This is a genomic window from Streptomyces sp. NPDC001604 (genome assembly GCF_042893475.1).
Lineage (GTDB): Bacteria > Actinomycetota > Actinomycetes > Streptomycetales > Streptomycetaceae > Streptomyces.
Genome location: NZ_JBIAUY010000004.1, coordinates 136,441 through 153,761 on the forward strand (window position 1 = coordinate 136,441; position 17,321 = coordinate 153,761).

General features: G+C 70.5%; 14 protein-coding genes. 7 read left to right on the forward strand and 7 right to left on the reverse strand.

Annotated features, from left to right (window positions below; genetic code table 11):
• Window positions 1-8: 8 nt before the first annotated feature.
• Window positions 9-455, reverse strand: a complete 447-nt coding sequence (locus tag ACFY1E_RS13680; RefSeq protein WP_365844413.1) for a DUF948 domain-containing protein — start codon at window positions 453-455, stop codon at window positions 9-11.
• A gap of 161 nt (window positions 456-616) precedes the next feature.
• On the opposite strand from ACFY1E_RS13680, the gene ACFY1E_RS13685 reads away from it, so the two are divergent.
• On the forward strand, window positions 617-2,791 hold the full coding sequence (locus ACFY1E_RS13685) for an ATP-binding protein (protein WP_389075148.1): 2,175 nt from the start codon (window positions 617-619) through the stop codon (window positions 2,789-2,791).
• Here the strand turns inward: ACFY1E_RS13685 and rpsD are convergent.
• The 3 genes from rpsD to ACFY1E_RS13700 all read right to left on the reverse strand — a co-directional run bounded on the left by rpsD (window position 2,779) and on the right by ACFY1E_RS13700 (window position 5,786).
• Window positions 2,779-3,393 (reverse strand): 30S ribosomal protein S4, encoded by a 615-nt coding sequence (rpsD, locus tag ACFY1E_RS13690; protein ID WP_015661793.1) that lies wholly within the window; start codon window positions 3,391-3,393, stop codon window positions 2,779-2,781. The genes ACFY1E_RS13685 and rpsD overlap by 13 nt on opposite strands.
• 303 nt (window positions 3,394-3,696) lie before the next feature.
• The gene (locus tag ACFY1E_RS13695) at window positions 3,697-5,052 is read right to left on the reverse strand and encodes a replication-associated recombination protein A (RefSeq protein WP_389075150.1); all 1,356 of its coding nucleotides are present in this window, start codon (window positions 5,050-5,052) and stop codon (window positions 3,697-3,699) included.
• A 71-nt stretch (window positions 5,053-5,123) separates the two neighbouring features.
• Window positions 5,124-5,786: a vitamin K epoxide reductase family protein gene (locus ACFY1E_RS13700; protein WP_389075152.1), complete on the reverse strand. Its 663-nt coding sequence runs from the start codon at window positions 5,784-5,786 to the stop codon at window positions 5,124-5,126.
• A 146-nt stretch (window positions 5,787-5,932) separates the two neighbouring features.
• Between ACFY1E_RS13700 and ACFY1E_RS13705 the strand changes: the two genes are divergently transcribed.
• From ACFY1E_RS13705 to ACFY1E_RS13720, 4 genes are read left to right on the forward strand one after another with little or no spacing between them, the layout of a single operon-like run.
• Complete coding sequence (locus tag ACFY1E_RS13705; RefSeq protein ID WP_389075154.1) at window positions 5,933-6,799, forward strand: ABC transporter ATP-binding protein; 867 nt, start codon at window positions 5,933-5,935, stop codon at window positions 6,797-6,799.
• Window positions 6,796-7,641, forward strand: a complete 846-nt coding sequence (locus ACFY1E_RS13710; RefSeq protein WP_389075157.1) for an ABC transporter permease — start codon at window positions 6,796-6,798, stop codon at window positions 7,639-7,641. Before ACFY1E_RS13705 ends, ACFY1E_RS13710 begins: the two co-directional genes overlap by 4 nt.
• Window positions 7,638-8,843 carry a sensor histidine kinase gene (locus tag ACFY1E_RS13715; RefSeq protein ID WP_389076014.1) on the forward strand — a complete coding sequence of 402 codons (1,206 nt, stop codon included), beginning with the start codon at window positions 7,638-7,640 and terminating at the stop codon, window positions 8,841-8,843. Before ACFY1E_RS13710 ends, ACFY1E_RS13715 begins: the two co-directional genes overlap by 4 nt.
• Window positions 8,844-8,845: 2 nt before the next feature.
• Entirely contained in the window at window positions 8,846-9,469 is a 624-nt protein-coding gene (locus tag ACFY1E_RS13720; RefSeq protein WP_389075159.1) for a response regulator, read from the forward strand.
• 157 nt (window positions 9,470-9,626) lie between these two features.
• Here ACFY1E_RS13720 and hisS read toward each other — a convergent pair whose 3' ends face one another.
• Together hisS and ACFY1E_RS13730 are read right to left on the reverse strand one after the other, a co-directional pair.
• Window positions 9,627-10,889: a histidine--tRNA ligase gene (hisS, locus tag ACFY1E_RS13725; RefSeq protein ID WP_389075162.1), complete on the reverse strand. Its 1,263-nt coding sequence runs from the start codon at window positions 10,887-10,889 to the stop codon at window positions 9,627-9,629.
• A gap of 11 nt (window positions 10,890-10,900) precedes the next feature.
• Complete coding sequence (locus tag ACFY1E_RS13730; RefSeq protein WP_389075164.1) at window positions 10,901-11,608, reverse strand: MBL fold metallo-hydrolase; 708 nt, start codon at window positions 11,606-11,608, stop codon at window positions 10,901-10,903.
• Between the two features lie 169 nt (window positions 11,609-11,777).
• On the opposite strand from ACFY1E_RS13730, the gene ACFY1E_RS13735 reads away from it, so the two are divergent.
• On the forward strand, window positions 11,778-12,632 hold the full coding sequence (locus ACFY1E_RS13735) for a peptidylprolyl isomerase (RefSeq protein ID WP_389075166.1): 855 nt from the start codon (window positions 11,778-11,780) through the stop codon (window positions 12,630-12,632).
• Window positions 12,633-12,766: 134 nt separating this feature from the next.
• A complete protein-coding gene (locus ACFY1E_RS13740) occupies window positions 12,767-13,996 on the forward strand; it encodes a DUF349 domain-containing protein (protein WP_389075168.1) in 1,230 nt (409 codons plus the stop codon).
• A gap of 103 nt (window positions 13,997-14,099) precedes the next feature.
• On the opposite strand, the gene relA is transcribed toward ACFY1E_RS13740, so the two are convergent.
• Complete coding sequence (gene relA / locus ACFY1E_RS13745) at window positions 14,100-16,634, reverse strand: GTP pyrophosphokinase (RefSeq protein WP_389075170.1); 2,535 nt, start codon at window positions 16,632-16,634, stop codon at window positions 14,100-14,102.
• Window positions 16,635-17,321 lie beyond the last annotated feature (687 nt).

Sequence of the window (17,321 nt, forward strand, 5' to 3'; positions counted from 1 at the left end):
CGCTGGTCTCAGTCCCTCTTCCCACGGAGGTTTCGCTTGCCCCGCCGCGCGGCCGGGACGGTCCGGCCCACGATCACGGTACGCCTGGACTCCTTGGCGGGCACGTCGTCCCGGCGGGCGCCCAGGGCCCGGCGGACGCCGTAGCCGAACGCCGCGACCTTGACCAGGGGGCCGCCGAAGGTGGAGGCGACGGTGGTCGACAGCGCCGAGGCGTTCGACGTGACCTCCTGGACGTCCGTGGCGATCGCGTCGACCCGGTCGATCTGGGTCTGTGCGGAGCGCACCGCCGCGGAGGCGTCGGCCAGCAGCGGGACGGCCTGGTCGGTCACGTCCGCCACGAGCTTGGTGGTCGCCCTGAGCGTCTGGGCCACCCTCGCCAGCGCGACGGCGAGGAAGGAGACCAGGATCGCCCAGAAGACGGCCACCAGGATCCCGGCCACCTCTCCACCGGACACCACGTGCACCCGCTCCCTGGAACATGCCTGAACATCGAAAAGTCGTAGGCCGAGCCTATCGCGCCGGGGACGGGGCTCCGCACCGGATTACCGCCCACGCTCCGCCGAGTTGCGCGAAGCGATTGTACGGACTGAATACGGGTCAGTACGCTCCGTGTTCCATGCGGGATCATCAGCTCGGCGGCAGCTCCGTGCACGGCAATCTTCCCCTGGAGCTCGATGCGTTCGTGGGACGCTCGGCCGAACTCGCCGGGCTGGCGGGGGTGCTCGGTGCGGCTCGTCTGGTGACGGTGACGGGTGCGGGCGGGGTCGGCAAGTCACGGCTGGCGGCGCGGGCGGCGGTGCGGTGTGCGCCGTGTGACGGGGTGTGGCGGGTGGAGCTGGCGCCGGTGCGCGATCCGGAGTTCGTGGACCACGCCGTCGTGGAGGCGCTGGGGCTGACCGACCACACCACGCGGCTGCCGCGCGAGACGCTGCTCGCACATCTCGCCGAGCGTCAACTCCTCCTCGTACTGGACGGGTTCGAGCATCTGGTGGAGGCGTGTGCCGGTCTGGTGGGCGAGTTGCTGGGTCAGCTGCCCGGGCTGCGGGTCCTCGCCGTGGGGCGCAGGCCGCTGGGCGTGGCGGGTGAGCGGGTGTTTCCGCTGGCGCCGCTGGGCGAGGACGAGGCGGTCGAGCTGTTGCTGAGCCGGGCGGCCGAGCAGGGGACGGCGGTGGCGGACGGGCCGGAGGTACGGGAGGTGTGCCGGCGCCTGGACGGCATCCCGCTCGCCGCGGAGCTTGCCGCGGGCCGGCTGCGGGCCCTGTCTCCCGGGCAGCTGCTGGACCGGCTCGACGACCGCTTCCGGCTGCTGACCGGCGGCGGACGCGATGCTCCCTCGGGCTCTCGGCTCCGCTCCACCCCGGGGGCGCCCCCGTCCCGCCATCGGACCCTGCGGCTGGCCATCGGCTGGAGTCATGAACTGTGCACGCCCCAGGAGCGGTTGCTGTGGTCGCGGCTGTCGGTGTTCGCCGGGCGGTTCGAGCTGGAAGCCGTCGAGTACGTCTGCAGCGGGCACGGCCTGGAGGCCGACGACGTCCTCGACGTGCTCACCGAGCTGCTCGCGCAGTCGCTGGTCGTGCGTGAGGAGACGCCGGCGGGTGTGCGCTACCGGATGCTGGACACGGTCCGGGCGTACGGCGCCGACTGGCTGGAGGCGGCAGGAGACGCGGCCCGGCTGCGGCGGCGGCACCGCGACTGGTACCTGGGTCTTGCGACCTGGTGCGAGCTGGACTGGTTCTCGCCGCGCCAGCACGAGGTGGCCGCGCGGGTGGAGGCGGAGCTGCCGAATCTGCGCTGCGCGCTGGAGCGCTGCCTGGCCGAGCCGGAGGCGGCGTATCTCGGCCAGTACCTCGCGGGCTCGCTGTGGTTCTACTGGGCGGGCTGCGGGCGGCTGTCGGAGGGGCGGCACTGGCTGGAGCAGGCCGTACGGCTGGATGCCGGCCATGAGCGGTCGCGGCTGAAGGCACTGTGGGTGCTCGGCTATGTGGCGATCCTGCAGGGCGACACCGTGGCCGCGCTCGCGGCGCTGCAGGAGTGCCGGGAGGAGGCGGAACGCTCGGGCGACGCGACGGCGGTGGCGTATGCGGAGCACCGCAGCGGATGCCTGGCCCTGGTGAGGGACGACATGGCGCGCGCGGAAAGCCTGCTGCGCTCGGCGCTGGACCGTTACCGGGAGATCGGCGAGCTCAACAGCAATGTGCTGATGGGGCAGGTCGAACTGGCCATGGCGCGCGCCTTCCAGGGTGATCTGGCCGATGCGGTGCTGCTGTGCGAGGACGTCCGCCGGGTGTGCGAGGACCACGGCGAGCGGTGGACGCGCACCTATGCCCTGTACGTCCTGGCGTACGCGGCCTGGGCCGACGGCGACCCGGCGAGGGCTCGCACCCTGCTGACGGACTGCCTGGCCGGCGCCCACTCCTTCCACGACCTGCTCGGTTCGGTGCTGGCGGTCGAGCTGCTGGCGCTGGTCACGGTGGTGCAGGGCGATGCGGCGGAGGCGGCGGTGCTGCAGGGCGCGGCGGCCCGGATGTGGCCGTCGGTCGGTCTGCCGTTGTTCGGCTCGGCGTACTACAACGCGCCGCACGAGCTGTGCGAGGCGAGGGCACGGGAGCGGCTCGGGGACGAGCGGTACGAGGAGTGTGTGGCGCAAGGGGCGCGGCTGGTGCGAGAGGCGGCGGTGTCGCGCGCCCTGGAGCAGCCGACATGCACGAACCCGCCGCCTCCCGCGCCCACAAGGGCGGGGAGACGGCGGGCCGAGGTGGTGCTACCGCCTGCTGGTGATCAGCGGGCGTAGTACTCGACGACGAGCTGCTCGTCGCAGATCACCGGGATCTCCTTGCGGTTCGGCTCACGGTCCAGGCGGAACGCCAGGGCCTTGAGGTTCACCTGGAGGTAGCGCGGGGTCTCACCCTCGGGGGCGAAGCCGCCCTCACGGGCGATGGAGAAGAGGGTCTTCTCGCGGCTGCGCTCGCGGACCATCACGACGTCGTCGGGACGGACGCGGAAGGAGGGCTTGTCGACCTTCTGGCCGTTGACCTCGATGTGGCCGTGCACGACCATCTGACGGGCCTGGTAGATGGTGCGGGCGATGCCCGAACGCAGGACCAGGGCGTCGAGACGGCGCTCGAGCTCGATGATCAGGGCCTCACCGGTCTTGCCCTGGACCTTGGAGGCACGCTCGTAGGCGCGGACGAGCTGGCGCTCGGACACGTCGTACTGCGCGCGCAGACGCTGCTTCTCGAGCAGACGGACCTTGTAGTCCGAGTTCTGCTTGCGGCCGCGGCCGTGCTCACCCGGCGGGTAGGGGCGGGCCTCGAAGTACTTGACGGCCTTCGGGGTCAGCGCGATGCCGAGGGCACGCGACTTCTTGACCTTGGGGCGGGACTGGTTCGCCACAATCTCTCATTTCTCAGTGTTCGGCTTGTCAGAGTTGAGGGAGGTCGCATCCGCAGCCGGGGAAACCCGCCGGGTCCGTTGCCGGGCCTGGTGGGCAGCCGCTCCCCTGGTCTGGGCACATACGTGCAGCACGCGAGTGGCCCACCGACCGGTCCCGCCGTGCGACGAGTGGTGGTGGGCTGCCCGCGACACCATTCGAACGGTGCGCGACGCTCCTGGAATCCGGTCCGGGGACCGGGCTCCGGCTGACCGTCCCGTTCTGACTGCACGGGACACAGCACTTCGAGGGATTCTACAGGGCGCTCAGGACCGCTTGCGACCGAGGTGCTGTCTGGTCCATTCGACCGCGTCCGCGTACCGGGCCTCGGCTCCGTGTCTGGTCGGGGTGTAGTACTCGCGGTCCTTGAGGGCGTCCGGGGCGTACTGCTGCTCGGCGATGCCCTCGGGCAGGTCGTGCGGATACACGTACCCCTGCGCGTGTCCGAGCTTGGCGGCGCCCTTGTAGTGCCCGTCGCGCAGGTGCGGGGGGACCGGGCCGGCCAGTCCCTTGCGTACGTCCTCCATGGCTGCGCCGATGGCCGTCGTCGCGGCGTTCGACATCGGGGCGAGGGCGAGGGCGATGGTGGCGTGGCTGAGGGTGAGGGCGGCCTCGGGGAAGCCGATCATGGCGACGGCCTGGGCGGCGGCCACGGCGATCGGCAGCGCGTTCGGGTCGGCCAGGCCGATGTCCTCGCTGGCGGAGATCATCAGGCGGCGGGCGATGAACCGGGGGTCCTCGCCGGCCTCGATCATGCGGGCCAGGTAGTGCAGGGCGGCGTCCACGTCGGAGCCGCGGATGGACTTGATGAGGGCGCTGGCGACGTCGTAGTGCTGGTCGCCGTCGCGGTCGTACTTCACCGCCGCCCGGTCGACCGTCTCCTCCAGGGTCGTCAGGGAGATCTCCGTCTCGCCCTTGTCGAGGGCGGCCCCGGCGGCTGCTTCCAGCGCGGTCAGGGCGCGGCGGGCGTCCCCGCCGGCGATGCGCAGGAGGTGGTCCTCGGTGTCCTCGGGGAGGGTGACGGCGTCCTTCAGGCCGCGCTCGTCGCTCAGCGCCCGCTTGAGCAGCCCCCGGACGTCGTCGTCGGTGAGGGGTTCGAGGGTGAGGAGGAGGGAGCGGGACAGGAGCGGGGAGATCACCGAGAAGTACGGGTTCTCCGTGGTCGCCGCGATCAGGGTCACCCAGCGGTTCTCGACCGCCGGCAGGAGGGAGTCCTGCTGGGCCTTGCTGAAGCGGTGGATCTCGTCGAGGAAGAGGACGGTCTCCTTGCCGAAGCCGCCCGTGGCCCGGCGGGCGCCGTCGATGACCGCGCGGACCTCCTTGACGCCCGCGGTGATCGCCGACAGTTCGACGAAGCGCTTGTTGGTGGCCTTGGACACGACGTACGCCAGGGTCGTCTTGCCGGTGCCGGGCGGGCCCCAGAGGATCACCGAGGACGGTCCCGCGGGCCCGCCCGCGCCCTCGCCGACCAGGCGGCGCAGGGGTGAACCGGGCTTCAGCAGGTGCTGCTGGCCCACCACCTCGTCGAGGGTGCGCGGGCGCATCCGCACCGCCAGGGGACTGCCGGTCGGGTCCTTCTCCTGGCGTTCTTCTGCGGCGGCGGTGAACAGGTCTGGCTCCACGTCCAAAACCCTAAATCACCGCACTGACAATCCCCTCCGGCCCAGGAAACCGGGGCCTCGAAGCCCGGGGCTCAGCTGGTCCAGAAGTCCCACCAGCGGGTCAGCACCAGCATGCCGATGATGCCGACGTGCAGGACGGGCAGCACCCAGGTGAACTCGCCGAAGAAGCTCTTCAGCCAGCGCGGGGCGGGCAGGAAGCTGTTGCGGATGTTGAACGAGGTCACGTACCAGAACATGGTGATCGTCGCGACCCAGGCCAGGGAGCACCACAGGCACAGCGCGTTGATGCGGTACAGCGACTGGAACTGCAGCCAGGTGCAGAAGCCGACGCCGAAGAGCGTGCCGAAGTTGAAGGTGAGCCAGTACCAGCGCGGGAAGCGGGCGCGGGCCAGCAGGCTCATACCGACGCAGATGACGATGCCGTAGGCGACCAGGCCGAGCATCGGGTTGGGGAAGCCGAAGGCGGCGGCCTGCTTGGACTCCATCACGCTGCCGCAGGAGACGACCGGGTTGAGGCTGCAGCCCGGGGTGAACGTCTTGCCCTCGACCTTGGCCTCGAGCAGCTTGAACTTGTCGATCGTGATGACCCACGCGGCGAGCAGACCGGCCGCGCCCGTGATGATCAGCAGCAGGGCGAAGGCCCGGCTGCCGCCCACTGTGCGTGGTCCCGCGGAGTCGTGGTCCGGAGTGGGCTCGGACTCGGTGGGGACGTCTTTGACTGTGGTCTTGCTCATCACGCCGATTCCGTCTGCTTGAGAGTTGGACCTTCTTCGGGCAGTGGCCATTGTGCCGCAACAAGACCACTGTCCACCGTTCGGTGGACATAAGGAAGTACGCACGGTCGTCCCGGAGCGTTCGGTTCCGGCCGAGGCTGAACGGCATGACAGCACACGCGAACGAACTCGCGGTGGACGTACGGGGGCTGCGCAAGCAGTACGGGGACGTGACCGCCGTGGACGGCATCGATCTGGGGATTCGGCGTGGCGAGGTGTTCGGCCTGCTGGGACCCAACGGCGCGGGCAAGAGCACCACGGTGGAGATCCTCCAGGGCAACCGCAGCCGGGACGCGGGCGAAGTCTCGGTGCTCGGCTCGGACCCGGCGACCGGCACGCGTGCGTGGCGGTCACGTGTCGGCATCGTCTGGCAGGACGAATCGGCGCCCGCCGAGTTGACGGTCCGCGAGACCGTACGGCACTTCGCCCGCTACTACCCGAGACCGCGCGACCCGGAGGAGGTCATCGGCCTGGTGGGCCTGGAGGCCAAGGCGGGCAGTCGGATCAAGGCGCTCTCCGGAGGCCAGCGTCGGCGCCTCGACGTCGCCCTGGGAGTGATCGGCGACCCCGAGCTGCTGCTCCTGGACGAGCCGACGACCGGTTTCGACCCGGCGGCCCGGCGGCAGTTCTGGGACCTGATCCGGCTGCTGTCCGACGAGGGCACGACGATCCTGCTGACCACGCACTACCTGGAGGAGGCGGAGGCGCTCGCCGACCGGCTCGCCGTCGTCGCCAAGGGGCAGGTCGTCGCCGAGGGGGAGCCCGCCGCCCTGCGGGAGCGGTACGGCACGGAGGCCACCGTCGAGTGGACCGACCCGGACGGCCTCACCCGCACCGAGCGCACGGACACCCCGACCAGGACGGTCGCCGAGCTGATGCGCCGCTTCGACGGCGAGATCCCGGGCCTGAAGGTGGCCCGCCCCACCCTGGAGGACGTCTACCTCCGGCTGACCGGGCAGGAGGACGCGCGATGACCACGACCGCCGTACGGACCAGGGCCGAGGCGCCCGCCGAGCGGTTGCCGGGGGCCTGGGGGCTGGGTCTGCGCCGGGGCGCGCTGGAGATCAAGCAGTTCTTCCGGCAGCGCGACCAGGTGGTGTTCACGTTCGCGTTCCCGGTCGTGTTCCTGTTCCTGTTCGCGTCGATCTTCCACGACGACGTCCACGGCTCCGGCGTCACCGCCTCCCAGCTGTACGTTCCCGCGATGATGGCCTCCGGCATCATGTCGACCAGCTTCCAGTCGCTGGGCATCTCGATCGCGGTCGAACGGGACGAGAAGGTGCTGCGCCGGCTGCGCGGCACACCGATGCCTCCGTCGGCGTACTTCCTGGGCAAGATCTGGCTGGTTCTGTTCACCGGTGTCGTGGAGACCGCGATCCTCCTCCTCGTCGGTACCACCCTGTACGGCGTCGACCTGCCGTCGGACGCGTCCCGGTGGTTCGACTTCGCCTGGATCTTCGTCCTGGGGCTGACGGGGTGCGCGCTGCTCGGCATCGCGATCAGCTCGGTGCCCAAGTCGGCGAAGAGCGCGAGCTCGGTGGTCGTACTCCCCTTCCTGGTCCTGCAGTTCATCTCCGGGGTGTACATCTCCATCGACACCATCCCGGACTGGATGCTCAACATCGGGGCCCTGTTCCCGCTGAAGTGGCTCTGCCAGGGTCTTCGGGGCGTGTTCCTGCCGGATTCGGCGCGGGTCCTGGAGCAGGCCGGGAGCTGGGAGTTCGGGAAGGTCGCGCTGGTGCTGGCCGCCTGGTGCGTCGGAGGATTGGTGCTGTGTCTGCTGACCTTCCGCTGGAAGACCCGGCGCGACGGATGAACCGTCCAGGGGTGGCCCGCGAGGAGCACGCCTGGGACCGGACCATCCGGCTCTGGGACGGCTACTTCGCGGTCGCCTGGGCGGCCACTCTCGCCTTCGGGCTCAACGCGGCCCACCCGGGGCTCCCGGTCCGTGCGGTCGCGGCGGCCCTGCTCGTCCCGTTGGTGCCCTGGTATGCGGTCGTGGGACGCCCGCTGCTCCAGGAGGACCCGCCGGAGCAGGGCCGGGCACTGCGCTATCTCGCCGGGGCCATGGTGCTGTTCCTGCCCTCGGCCGTGCTGGTGGGCGAGACGCGGCTGATGGCGTTCGCGCTGATCCCGCAGTGCTTCATGACGCTGCACACGCGCTGGTCCCTGGCGGCCGTCACCGTGATCAACCTGGTTCCGGTCGCGGGCTGGGCACTGCTGTGGCGGCCCGGCGGTGAGGACCTGTTCGGCAACCTCCTCTTCTCCGTGGTCACCCTCGTCTTCTCCGTGGTGATCGGCAGCTGGACCATCCGCATCATCGAGCAGAGCATGGAACGGGCCGACCTGATCGCCGAGTTGGACGTGAGCCGCCACGAGATCTCCCGCCTCTCGGCCGCCCACGGCGCCCTGACCGAGCGGGAGCGCATGGCCCGCGAGATCCACGACACCCTCGCGCAGGGCTTCACCAGCCTGCTGATGCTGATCCAGGCGGTGGAGGCCGAACTCGACCACGACGTCCCGCAGGCCCGCCGCCATCTGGCACTGATGGACGAGACGGCCCGGCAGAACCTCGCCGAGGCCCGCGCCCTGGTCGCCGGTGCCGCGCCCGCCGACCTCGACGGCAGCTCCCTCCCGGACGCCCTGCGCCGCCTGGCCGCCCGTCACGAGGCGACGCTGGAGGTGCAGGGCCCTGTGCGCCCGCTGCCCGCCGCTCCCGAGGTGGTGGCCCTGCGCTCCTGCCAGGAGGCCCTGGCCAACGCCCGTAAGCATGCGGGGAGTTCGGCGGCGGTGGGCATCGCGCTCGCGTACTCCGACGACACGCTCACCGTGTCCGTACGGGACGACGGCTGCGGCTTCGACCCCGGCGCCCCCTGCGAGGGCTACGGTCTGGCGGGGCTGCGCGCCCGCGCCGGCGAGGTCGGCGGGACGGCGCAGATCCGCAGCGCACCGGGGGACGGCACGACGGTGACGGTCAGGCTGCCCTTGTCACTGCCCGTGTCACCTGGGAGGAACTGATCGTGATCCGGATCGTCCTGGCCGACGACCACCCGGTCGTACGGGAGGGTCTACGGGCGATGCTCAGCGCCGAGCCGGACCTGGAGGTCGTCGCCGACGCGGCGAGCGGTCCGCAGGCCGAGGCGCTCGCGGCCGAACTGCGGCCCGACATCGTGCTGATGGATCTGCGGATGCCGGGCGGCGGGGGCGTGGACTCGATCGTGCGGATGGGCGAGGCGGGGCTGCCGTGCCGGGTGATCGTCCTGACGACGTACGAGACGGACCGGGACATCCTGCGGGCGGTGGAGGCCGGCGCGGCGGGCTATCTGCTCAAGGACATGCCGCGGGCGGAACTGGCGGAGGCGGTGCGGGCGGCCGCGCGCGGTGAGACGGTGCTGGCGCCGTCGGTGGCGGCCCGGCTGGTCGACCAGCTGCGCACCCGGCCGGAGCGGCCGCGGTTGTCGGAGCGGGAAACCGCCGTGCTGCGGCTGGTGGCGGAGGGCTGTACGAACGCGGAGATCGGGCGGCGGTTGTTCATCGGCGAGTCGACGGTGAAGACCCATCTCCTGCGGGCCTTCGGGAAGTTGGGGGTGGACGACCGGACGGCGGCGGTGACGAGTGCGATGCGGTTCGGTCTGCTCGACTGAACTTTTTCGCCCCCGCCGCCCCTTCCCATTCCCGTCCCCTGGGGGCTGCCGCCCCCAGACCCCCGCTGTCGGCCTGAACGGCCTCGTCCTCAAACGCCGGACGGGCTGAAAAACCAGCCCCTCCGGCGTTTGAGGAGCGGGGGCGGGGCGGGGAAACTCAGCCCAGCCGGGCTTCCAGCTCCGCCACGATCTCGTTCACCCCGACCGCCGTCTGCTCACCGGACTCCATGTCCTTGAGCTGCACGACACCCTCGGCGAGATCCCGCTCCCCGGCGACGACCGTGTACCGCGCACCACTGCGGTTGGCGTTCTTCATCGCACCCTTGAGCCCCTTGGCCCCGTACGAGAAGTCCGCCGCGATGCCCAGCTTCCGCAACTCGGTGACCTTGGCGAACAGCACACGACGCGCCTCCTCGCCCAGCGGCACCGCGAACACGCTCGTCGTGGAGGGGAGTTCGAGCTCGACGCCCTCCGCCTCCAGGGCGAGGACCGTGCGGTCGACGCCCAACGCCCAGCCGACGGACGGAAGCGCCGGACCGCCGATCATCTCCGACAGACCGTCGTAGCGGCCGCCGCCGCCCACCGCGGACTGGGAGCCCAGACCGTCGTGGACGAACTCGAAGGTCGTACGGGTGTAGTAGTCAAGGCCGCGCACCAGCTTGGGGTCGTCCTCGAAGGCGACGCCCGCCGCCGTGATCAGCTCACGGACCTCCTCGTGGTACGCCTTGCAGGCGTCGCAGAGGTAGTCGCGGAGCAGCGGGGCGTCGCCCAGCTGCTTCTGGACCGACTCACGCTTGTCGTCCAGGACGCGCAGCGGGTTGATCTCGGCACGGCGGAGGGTGTCCTCGTCGAGGTCCAGACCGCGCAGGAAGTCCTGCAGCGCGGCCCGGTAGACGGGACGGCACTCCTTGTCGCCCAGGCTGTTGAGCAGGATCCGGAAGTTGCTCAGGCCCAGCGAGCGGTACGCCTGGTCCGCCAGGATGATCAGCTCGGCGTCCAGCGCCGGATCCTCCGCACCGATCGCCTCCGCGCCGACCTGCGAGAAGTGCCTGTAGCGGCCCTTCTGCGGGCGCTCGTAGCGGTAGTAGGAGCCCGAGTACCAGAGCTTGACCGGCAGGTTGCCCAGCTTGTGCAGGTTGGCCTCCAGCGCCGCGCGCAGCACGGACGCCGTGCCCTCGGGGCGCAGGGCGAGCCTGTCGCCGCCCTTGGTCTCGAAGGCGTACATCTCCTTGGTCACGATGTCGGTGGACTCGCCGACACCGCGCGCGAAGAGCTCCACGCTCTCGAAACCGGGGGTCTCGATGTAGCCGTAACCGGAGTTGCGCAGCGGCGCGGCGATCGCCTCGCGGACCGCCAGGAACTTGGCGCTGTCCGGCGGGATCAGGTCGTACGTGCCCTTGGGGGCCTTGAAGGTGCTCACGGAAAGTCTCGTCACATTCCTCGTCGGGGAGCGTCCACGCTCCCGAGGCCGGCGGCCACCTGCCGCAGATACGGGTTGGTGGCGCGCTCCTGGCCGATGGTCGTCTGGGGGCCGTGGCCGGACAGCACCACGGTCGAGTCCTCGAGCGGCAGGCACACGCGGGCCAGCGAGTCGAGCATCTCGGCCATGTCACCGCCGGGCAGGTCGGTGCGTCCGATGGAGCCGGCGAAGAGCAGATCCCCGGAGAAGAACACGGAGGGGATCTCCGTGGTCTCGGGCATCTGGAAGGTCACCGACCCCTTGGTATGGCCGGGCGCGTGCGCGACGGAGAACTCCAGACCCGCGAGCGCCAGCTTCGCGCCGTCGGTCAGCTCCTTGACGTCGTCGGGCTCCCCCACCGTCAGCTCGCCCATCAGCTGCATGCCGATGGAGCGGCCGAGGGCCTTCTCCGGGTCCGCCATCATGTAGCGGTCCTCGGGGTGGATCCAGGCCGGTACGTCGTGCGCGCCGCACACCGGGACGACCGAGGCCACATGGTCGATGTGGCCATGGGTGAGGACGACCGCGACGGGCTTGAGCCGATGCTTCTTCAGCGCTTCCTCGACTCCTTGGGCGGCCTGATGGCCCGGGTCGATGATCACGCACTCCTCACCGGCGGCGGGGGCGACGAGATAACAGTTCGTCCCCCAGGCCCCGGCGGGGAACCCGGCAATGAGCACGATCGTCCTTCGTTGTGTCGATACGGGCGGCTGCTGCTGACCTCAGAGCCTACCGGCGCTGCCGATTCCTCAGCGAACCCATATACGGTACGGGGCACACGCAGGCGGTCGGCTCACAAGACGCACGCGTACCGCGGTCGACGTACGAGAGGCATGAGGAGAGAACCCGGTGGTCACCCAGGAACAGCGCAAGCGTCAGCTCGCCCGGGAGAAGTTCTTGCGCCAGCAGCAGCGGCGTACGGCCGCGCGGCGCAAGGCGAAAATGCGCAACTCTGTGATCGCGTCGGTGCTCGGTGTGGTCGTCATCGCCGGTGTGGCGCTCTACACGACCGGGGCCTTCAAGGGCGACAAGAGCGACGACAAGGCCAACGCGAGCTCGCAGACGTCCCCGAGCGCCGCCCCGACCAGCAAGGCACCTGATCCGTGCGCGAAGCCCGCCAAGGGCTCGGTGAAGAAGCTGAGCTGGAAGAAGGAGCCGGCGATGACCATCGACAAGTCGGCCAAGTACACGATGGATCTCGCCACGACGTGCGGTGACATAGACATCGCGCTGAAGGCGTCGGCGGCGCCGCACACCGTCAACTCGTTCAACTTCCTCGTCGGCCAGGGCTACTTGGACCACACCAAGTGCCACCGGCTGACCGACCAGGGCATCTACGTGCTGCAGTGCGGTGACCCGCAGGGCACCGGAATGGGCGGTCCCGGCTACACGATCCCGGACGAGAACCTCAAGGACAAGAGCCTCAAGGGGCAGGTGTACCCGGCGGGCACGGTCGCGATGGCCAACCAGTACAACGCGCAGACGAAGCAGGGCCGCAACACCGGCGGCAGCCAGTTCTTCCTGGTCTACCAGGACAGTCCGCTGCCGCCCGACTACACCCCGTTCGGCACGATCTCCCCTGCGGGCATGAAGGTTCTCAAGAAGATCGCCGCCGCGGGCGCCCAGCCCGCCGACCCCGCGACGCAGAACACGGCGCCCAATGCGACCGTGGTGATCAACAAGGCGACGATCACCAAATCCTGACCGTCAAGTGCGAAATTTCGGTCGCGCGGGATGCGGACAGGCAACCCGCCGGTCGCCTATGTTGGCCGTGACGAAACTGTGGACGATGCCCGGGGCACTGAGGCCCCTCGCAGGCATCATGTGGAGGAGGCGCTGTGAGCAGCGACCCGTGGGGCCGCGTCGACGAGACGGGGACCGTGTACGTGCGTACGGCCGACGGCGAGCAGGTCGTCGGTTCCTGGCAGGCAGGCTCCCCCGAGGAGGCGCTGGCCTATTTTGAGCGCAAGTACGAGGGCCTGGTTGTCGAGATCGGCCTCCTCGAGAAGCGAGTGAAGACCACCGACCTGTCCGCGAAGGACGCGCAGGCCGCCATCGACCACATCCGCGAGCAGGTCGACGCGCACCACGCGGTCGGTGACCTGGACGCGCTGCGGACGCGGCTGGACAAGCTCGTGGCGACGGTCGAGGCGCGCCGTGAGGAGCGCAAGCAGCAGCGCGCGAAGCAGTCCGACGAGGCGCGCAGCGCCAAGGAGGCCCTGGTCGCCGAGGCGGAACAGCTGGCGCAGTCCGACCAGTGGCGGGCGGCCGGTGAGCGGCTGCGCTCGCTGGTGGACACCTGGAAGGGGCTGCCGCGGCTCGACCGCAAGTCGGACGACGAGCTGTGGCACCGCTTCTCGCACGCCCGGTCGGCGTTCTCCAAGCGCCGCAAGGCGCACTTCGCTTCGCTGGACGCGCAGCGGGAGGAGGCCCGCAAGGCCAAGGAGCGGCTGGTCGCCGAGGCCGAGGCGCTGTCCGGCTCGACGGACTGGGGCCCCACGGCCGCGCGCTACCGCGAACTGATGACGGAGTGGAAGGCCGCCGGCCGCGCCCAGCGCGAGCACGAGGACGACCTGTGGAACCGCTTCCGCGGCGCCCAGGACGTGTTCTTCGCCGCCCGCAGCTCGGTCTTCGCCGAGCGGGACGCCGAGCAGTCGGAGAACCTGAAGCTGAAGGAGGAGCTGGCCGAGGAGGCCGAGAAGATCCTCCCGGTCACGGACCTCAAGGCGGCGCGCGCCGCGTTCCGCACGATCAACGAGCGCTGGGAGGCCATCGGCCACGTACCGCGGGACGCGCGCCCGAAGGTCGAGGGCCGGATGCACGCGGTGGAGCGGGCCATCCAGGAGGCCGAGGAGGCCGAGTGGCGCCGGACGAACCCGGAGGCACGCGCGCGTGCCGAGGGTCTGACCGGTCAGCTCCAGGCCGCCGTCGACAAGCTGAAGGGCCAGATCGAGCAGGCCCGCGCCCAGGGCAACAACGCCAGGGCCGACAAGCTCGAGCGCGAGCTGGAGGGCCGCCAGGCGCTCTTGGACCAGGCACTGAAGGGCCTGCAGGAGTTCGGCGGCTGACCGACCGCCTGTTGCGTGAAGAAGGGGCCCGTACCGGGAGGTACGGGCCCCTTGTCGTCGTACGACTGCTTCTACGACCTGGTGCCTCTACGACCTGCTGCTTCTACGACCTGCTGCGCGCCGACGTCACGCGGTACACGTCGTAGACGCCCTCCACGCCACGCACCGCCTTCAGGACGTGGCCGAGGTGCTTCGGGTCGCCCATCTCGAAGGTGAAGCGGGAGGTGGCCACGCGGTCGCGGGAGGTCTGGACGGCCGCGGAGAGGATGTTGACGTGCTGGTCGGACAGGACGCGGGTGACGTCCGAGAGGAGCCGGGAGCGGTCCAGCGCCTCGACCTGGATGGCGACCAGGAAGACCGAGGACTGGGTGGGCGCCCACTCGACCTCGAGGATGCGCTCGGGCTCACGGGACAGTGACTCCACGTTGACGCAGTCGCTGCGGTGAACCGATACTCCGCTACCGCGTGTGACGAAGCCGATGATGGGGTCGCCGGGAACGGGCGTACAACAGCGGGCCAGCTTGACCCACACGTCCTCGACGCCCTTGACGATGACGCCCGGGTCGGCGCTGGAGCGCCGCTTGCGGCTGCGGCTGCGGGACGGCGGGACCGCCTCGTCGATCTCCTCGGTGGCCGCCTCCTCGCCGCCGAGCGCGGAGACGAGCTTCTGCACCACGTTCTGCGCGGAGACATGGCCCTCGCCGATCGCCGCGTACAGCGCGGAGATGTCCGGGTAGCGCATCTCGTGCGCGAGCGTGACGAGCGAGTCGCCGGTGAGGATGCGCTGGATCGGCAGGTTCTGTTTGCGCATGGCGCGGACGATGGCGTCCTTGCCCTGCTCGATCGCCTCGTCGCGGCGCTCCTTGGAGAACCACGCCCGGATCTTGTTGCGGGCGCGCGGCGACTTCACGAAGCCGAGCCAGTCGCGGGAGGGGCCCGCGCCTGCCGCCTTGGAGGTGAAGACCTCCACCAGGTCGCCGTTGTCGAGGGTCGATTCCAGCGGTACGAGACGGCCGTTGACCCGTGCTCCTATGGTGCGGTGGCCGACCTCGGTGTGGACCGCGTACGCGAAGTCCACCGGCGTGGCCCCGGCCGGAAGCGCTATGACGTCACCCTTCGGGGTGAAGACGAAGACCTCGTTGCGCGACAGGTCGAAGCGCAGGGACTCCAGGAACTCGCCGGGGTCCTCGGTCTCCTTCTGCCAGTCGAGGAGCTGGCGCAGCCACGCCATGTCGTTGAGGTGGTCGTCCTTGCCGCCGCCCTTCGGTGCGTCCGAACGCACCTTGGAGGCGCCGGCGACGGCCTCCTGCTTGTACTTCCAGTGCGCGGCGATGCCGTACTCGGCGCGGCGGTGCATGTCGAAGGTGCGGATCTGCAGCTCTACGGGCTTGCCGTTGGGGCCGATGACCGTCGTGTGCAGCGACTGGTACATGTTGAACTTGGGCATCGCGATGTAGTCCTTGAACCGGCCGGGGACCGGGTTCCATCGCGCGTGCACGGTGCCGAGGGCGGCGTAGCAGTCGCGGACGGTGTCGACGAGGACGCGGATGCCCACCAGGTCGTAGATCTCCGCGAAGTCGCGACCGCGGACGATCATCTTCTGGTAGACGCTGTAGTAGTGCTTCGGGCGGCCGGTCACGGTCGCCTTGATGCGTGCAGCCCGCAGATCCTGCTGCACCTCGTCGGTCACTATGGCGAGGTACTCGTCCCGCTTGGGCGCCCGCTCGGCGACCAGCCGCACGATCTCGTCGTACATCTTGGGGTAGAGGATCGCGAAGGCGAGGTCCTCCAGCTCCCACTTGATGGTGTTCATGCCCAGGCGGTGGGCGAGCGGCGCATAGATCTCGAGGGTCTCGCGCGCCTTCTTCTCCTGCTTCTCACGCTTGAGGTAGCGCATGGTGCGCATGTTGTGCAGGCGGTCGGCGAGCTTGATGACCAGAACGCGCGGGTCCTTGGCCATGGCGACGACCATCTTGCGTACGGTCTCGGCCTGCGCGGCCTCGCCGAACTTGACCTTGTCCAGCTTGGTGACGCCGTCGACGAGCAGCGCGACCGAGTCGCCGAAGTCGCGGCGGAGCTGGTCGAGGCCGTACTCGGTGTCCTCGACGGTGTCGTGCAGCAGGCCGGCCATGAGGGTGGCCGGGTCCATGCCCAGCTCGGCGAGGATCGTCGTCACGGCGAGCGGATGCGTGATGTACGGGTCGCCGCTCTTGCGCTTCTGGCCGCGGTGCCAGCGCTCGGCGACCTGGTAGGCCTTCTCTATCTGCCGCAGCGTCGACGTCTCGATCTTCGGGTCGTTGCTGCGCACTATCCGCAGCAGCGGCTCCAGGACCGGGTTGTACGGATTGGAGCGCTGGACGCCGAGGCGGGCGAGGCGGGCGCGGACGCGGTTGGAGGAGCCGGAGCGGGCGGGCTGGCCGGTGTTCGGGCGCACCGCCGGGGAGGGCGTCGGCCCTTCGGGGGGCGCGGGCTTGGGGCGCGACTGCTCTGCCGACTTGTCGACGGGCGCGGACTGGGCGTGCTCGACCGGCCCGCGGGTGTCGTTCTTCGCGTGCGGCGCGTTCGGCGCGGGCTTGGCCGCGGCTGCCGAGGCGGACTCGGGCTTGGCGGCGGTCAGGTGCTGGGCCTCGTCTGGCAAGAGGACTCCTCGTGCGCGATCCGGGTCCCCCGGTCAGGCTCCGGAGACCCCATGGTAGCGATCCTGGGCCGCAGGATCGCCTTCAGGCCGATGTGAGGGCCGTCTACGGGAGAAACACAGGGGGCTGCCGCCGGATTCCGGGTGGCGGATCTGGGGTGATCCGGGGGTGTCCTGCGGGTGACCGGGGCGCTCCGCTGCATGCGCCGAGCGAGTGTTCCCGCAGACGCGGGGGCGCGGGCGGCTCGCTGGGACGCGGCCGTAAAGGGCGACGCGGGGGCGCGGGCGGCTCGCGGGGGCGCGGCCGTAAAAGGCGACGCGGACACTCACGCCGGAGCGCAACCCTCCGCGCAGCCCACCCCGGCACCAAGGACGAAGCCGAGCGCCGGCGCGGGGCGCGGGCGGCTCGCGGGGACTCGGCCGTAAAAGGCGACGCGGACACTCACGCCGGAGCGCAACCCTCCGCGCAGCCCACCCCGGCATCGAGGACGAAGTCCGAGCGCCGGCGCGGGGCGCGGGCGGCTCGCGGGGGCGCGGCCGTAAAAGGCGACGCGGACACTCACGCCGGAGCGCGACCCTCCGCGCAGCCCGCCCCGGCACCGAGGACGGAGCCGAGCGCCGGCGCGGGGCGCGGGCGCGCGTGGAGGCGCGACCGTGGCGTGGCGCGGGGGCGCGTGCCGACTGCTCTCG

Bases quoted from the DNA above. Each gene is read 5' to 3' on its own strand.
- ACFY1E_RS13685 (WP_389075148.1), top strand. From the start codon at position 617: ATGCGGGATCATCAGCTCGGCGGCAGCTCCGTGCACGGCAATCTTCCC.
- ACFY1E_RS13700 (WP_389075152.1), bottom strand. From the start codon at position 5,786: ATGAGCAAGACCACAGTCAAAGACGTCCCCACCGAGTCCGAGCCCACT.
- ACFY1E_RS13705 (WP_389075154.1), top strand. From the start codon at position 5,933: ATGACAGCACACGCGAACGAACTCGCGGTGGACGTACGGGGGCTGCGC.
- ACFY1E_RS13710 (WP_389075157.1), top strand. From the start codon at position 6,796: ATGACCACGACCGCCGTACGGACCAGGGCCGAGGCGCCCGCCGAGCGG.
- ACFY1E_RS13715 (WP_389076014.1), top strand. From the start codon at position 7,638: ATGAACCGTCCAGGGGTGGCCCGCGAGGAGCACGCCTGGGACCGGACC.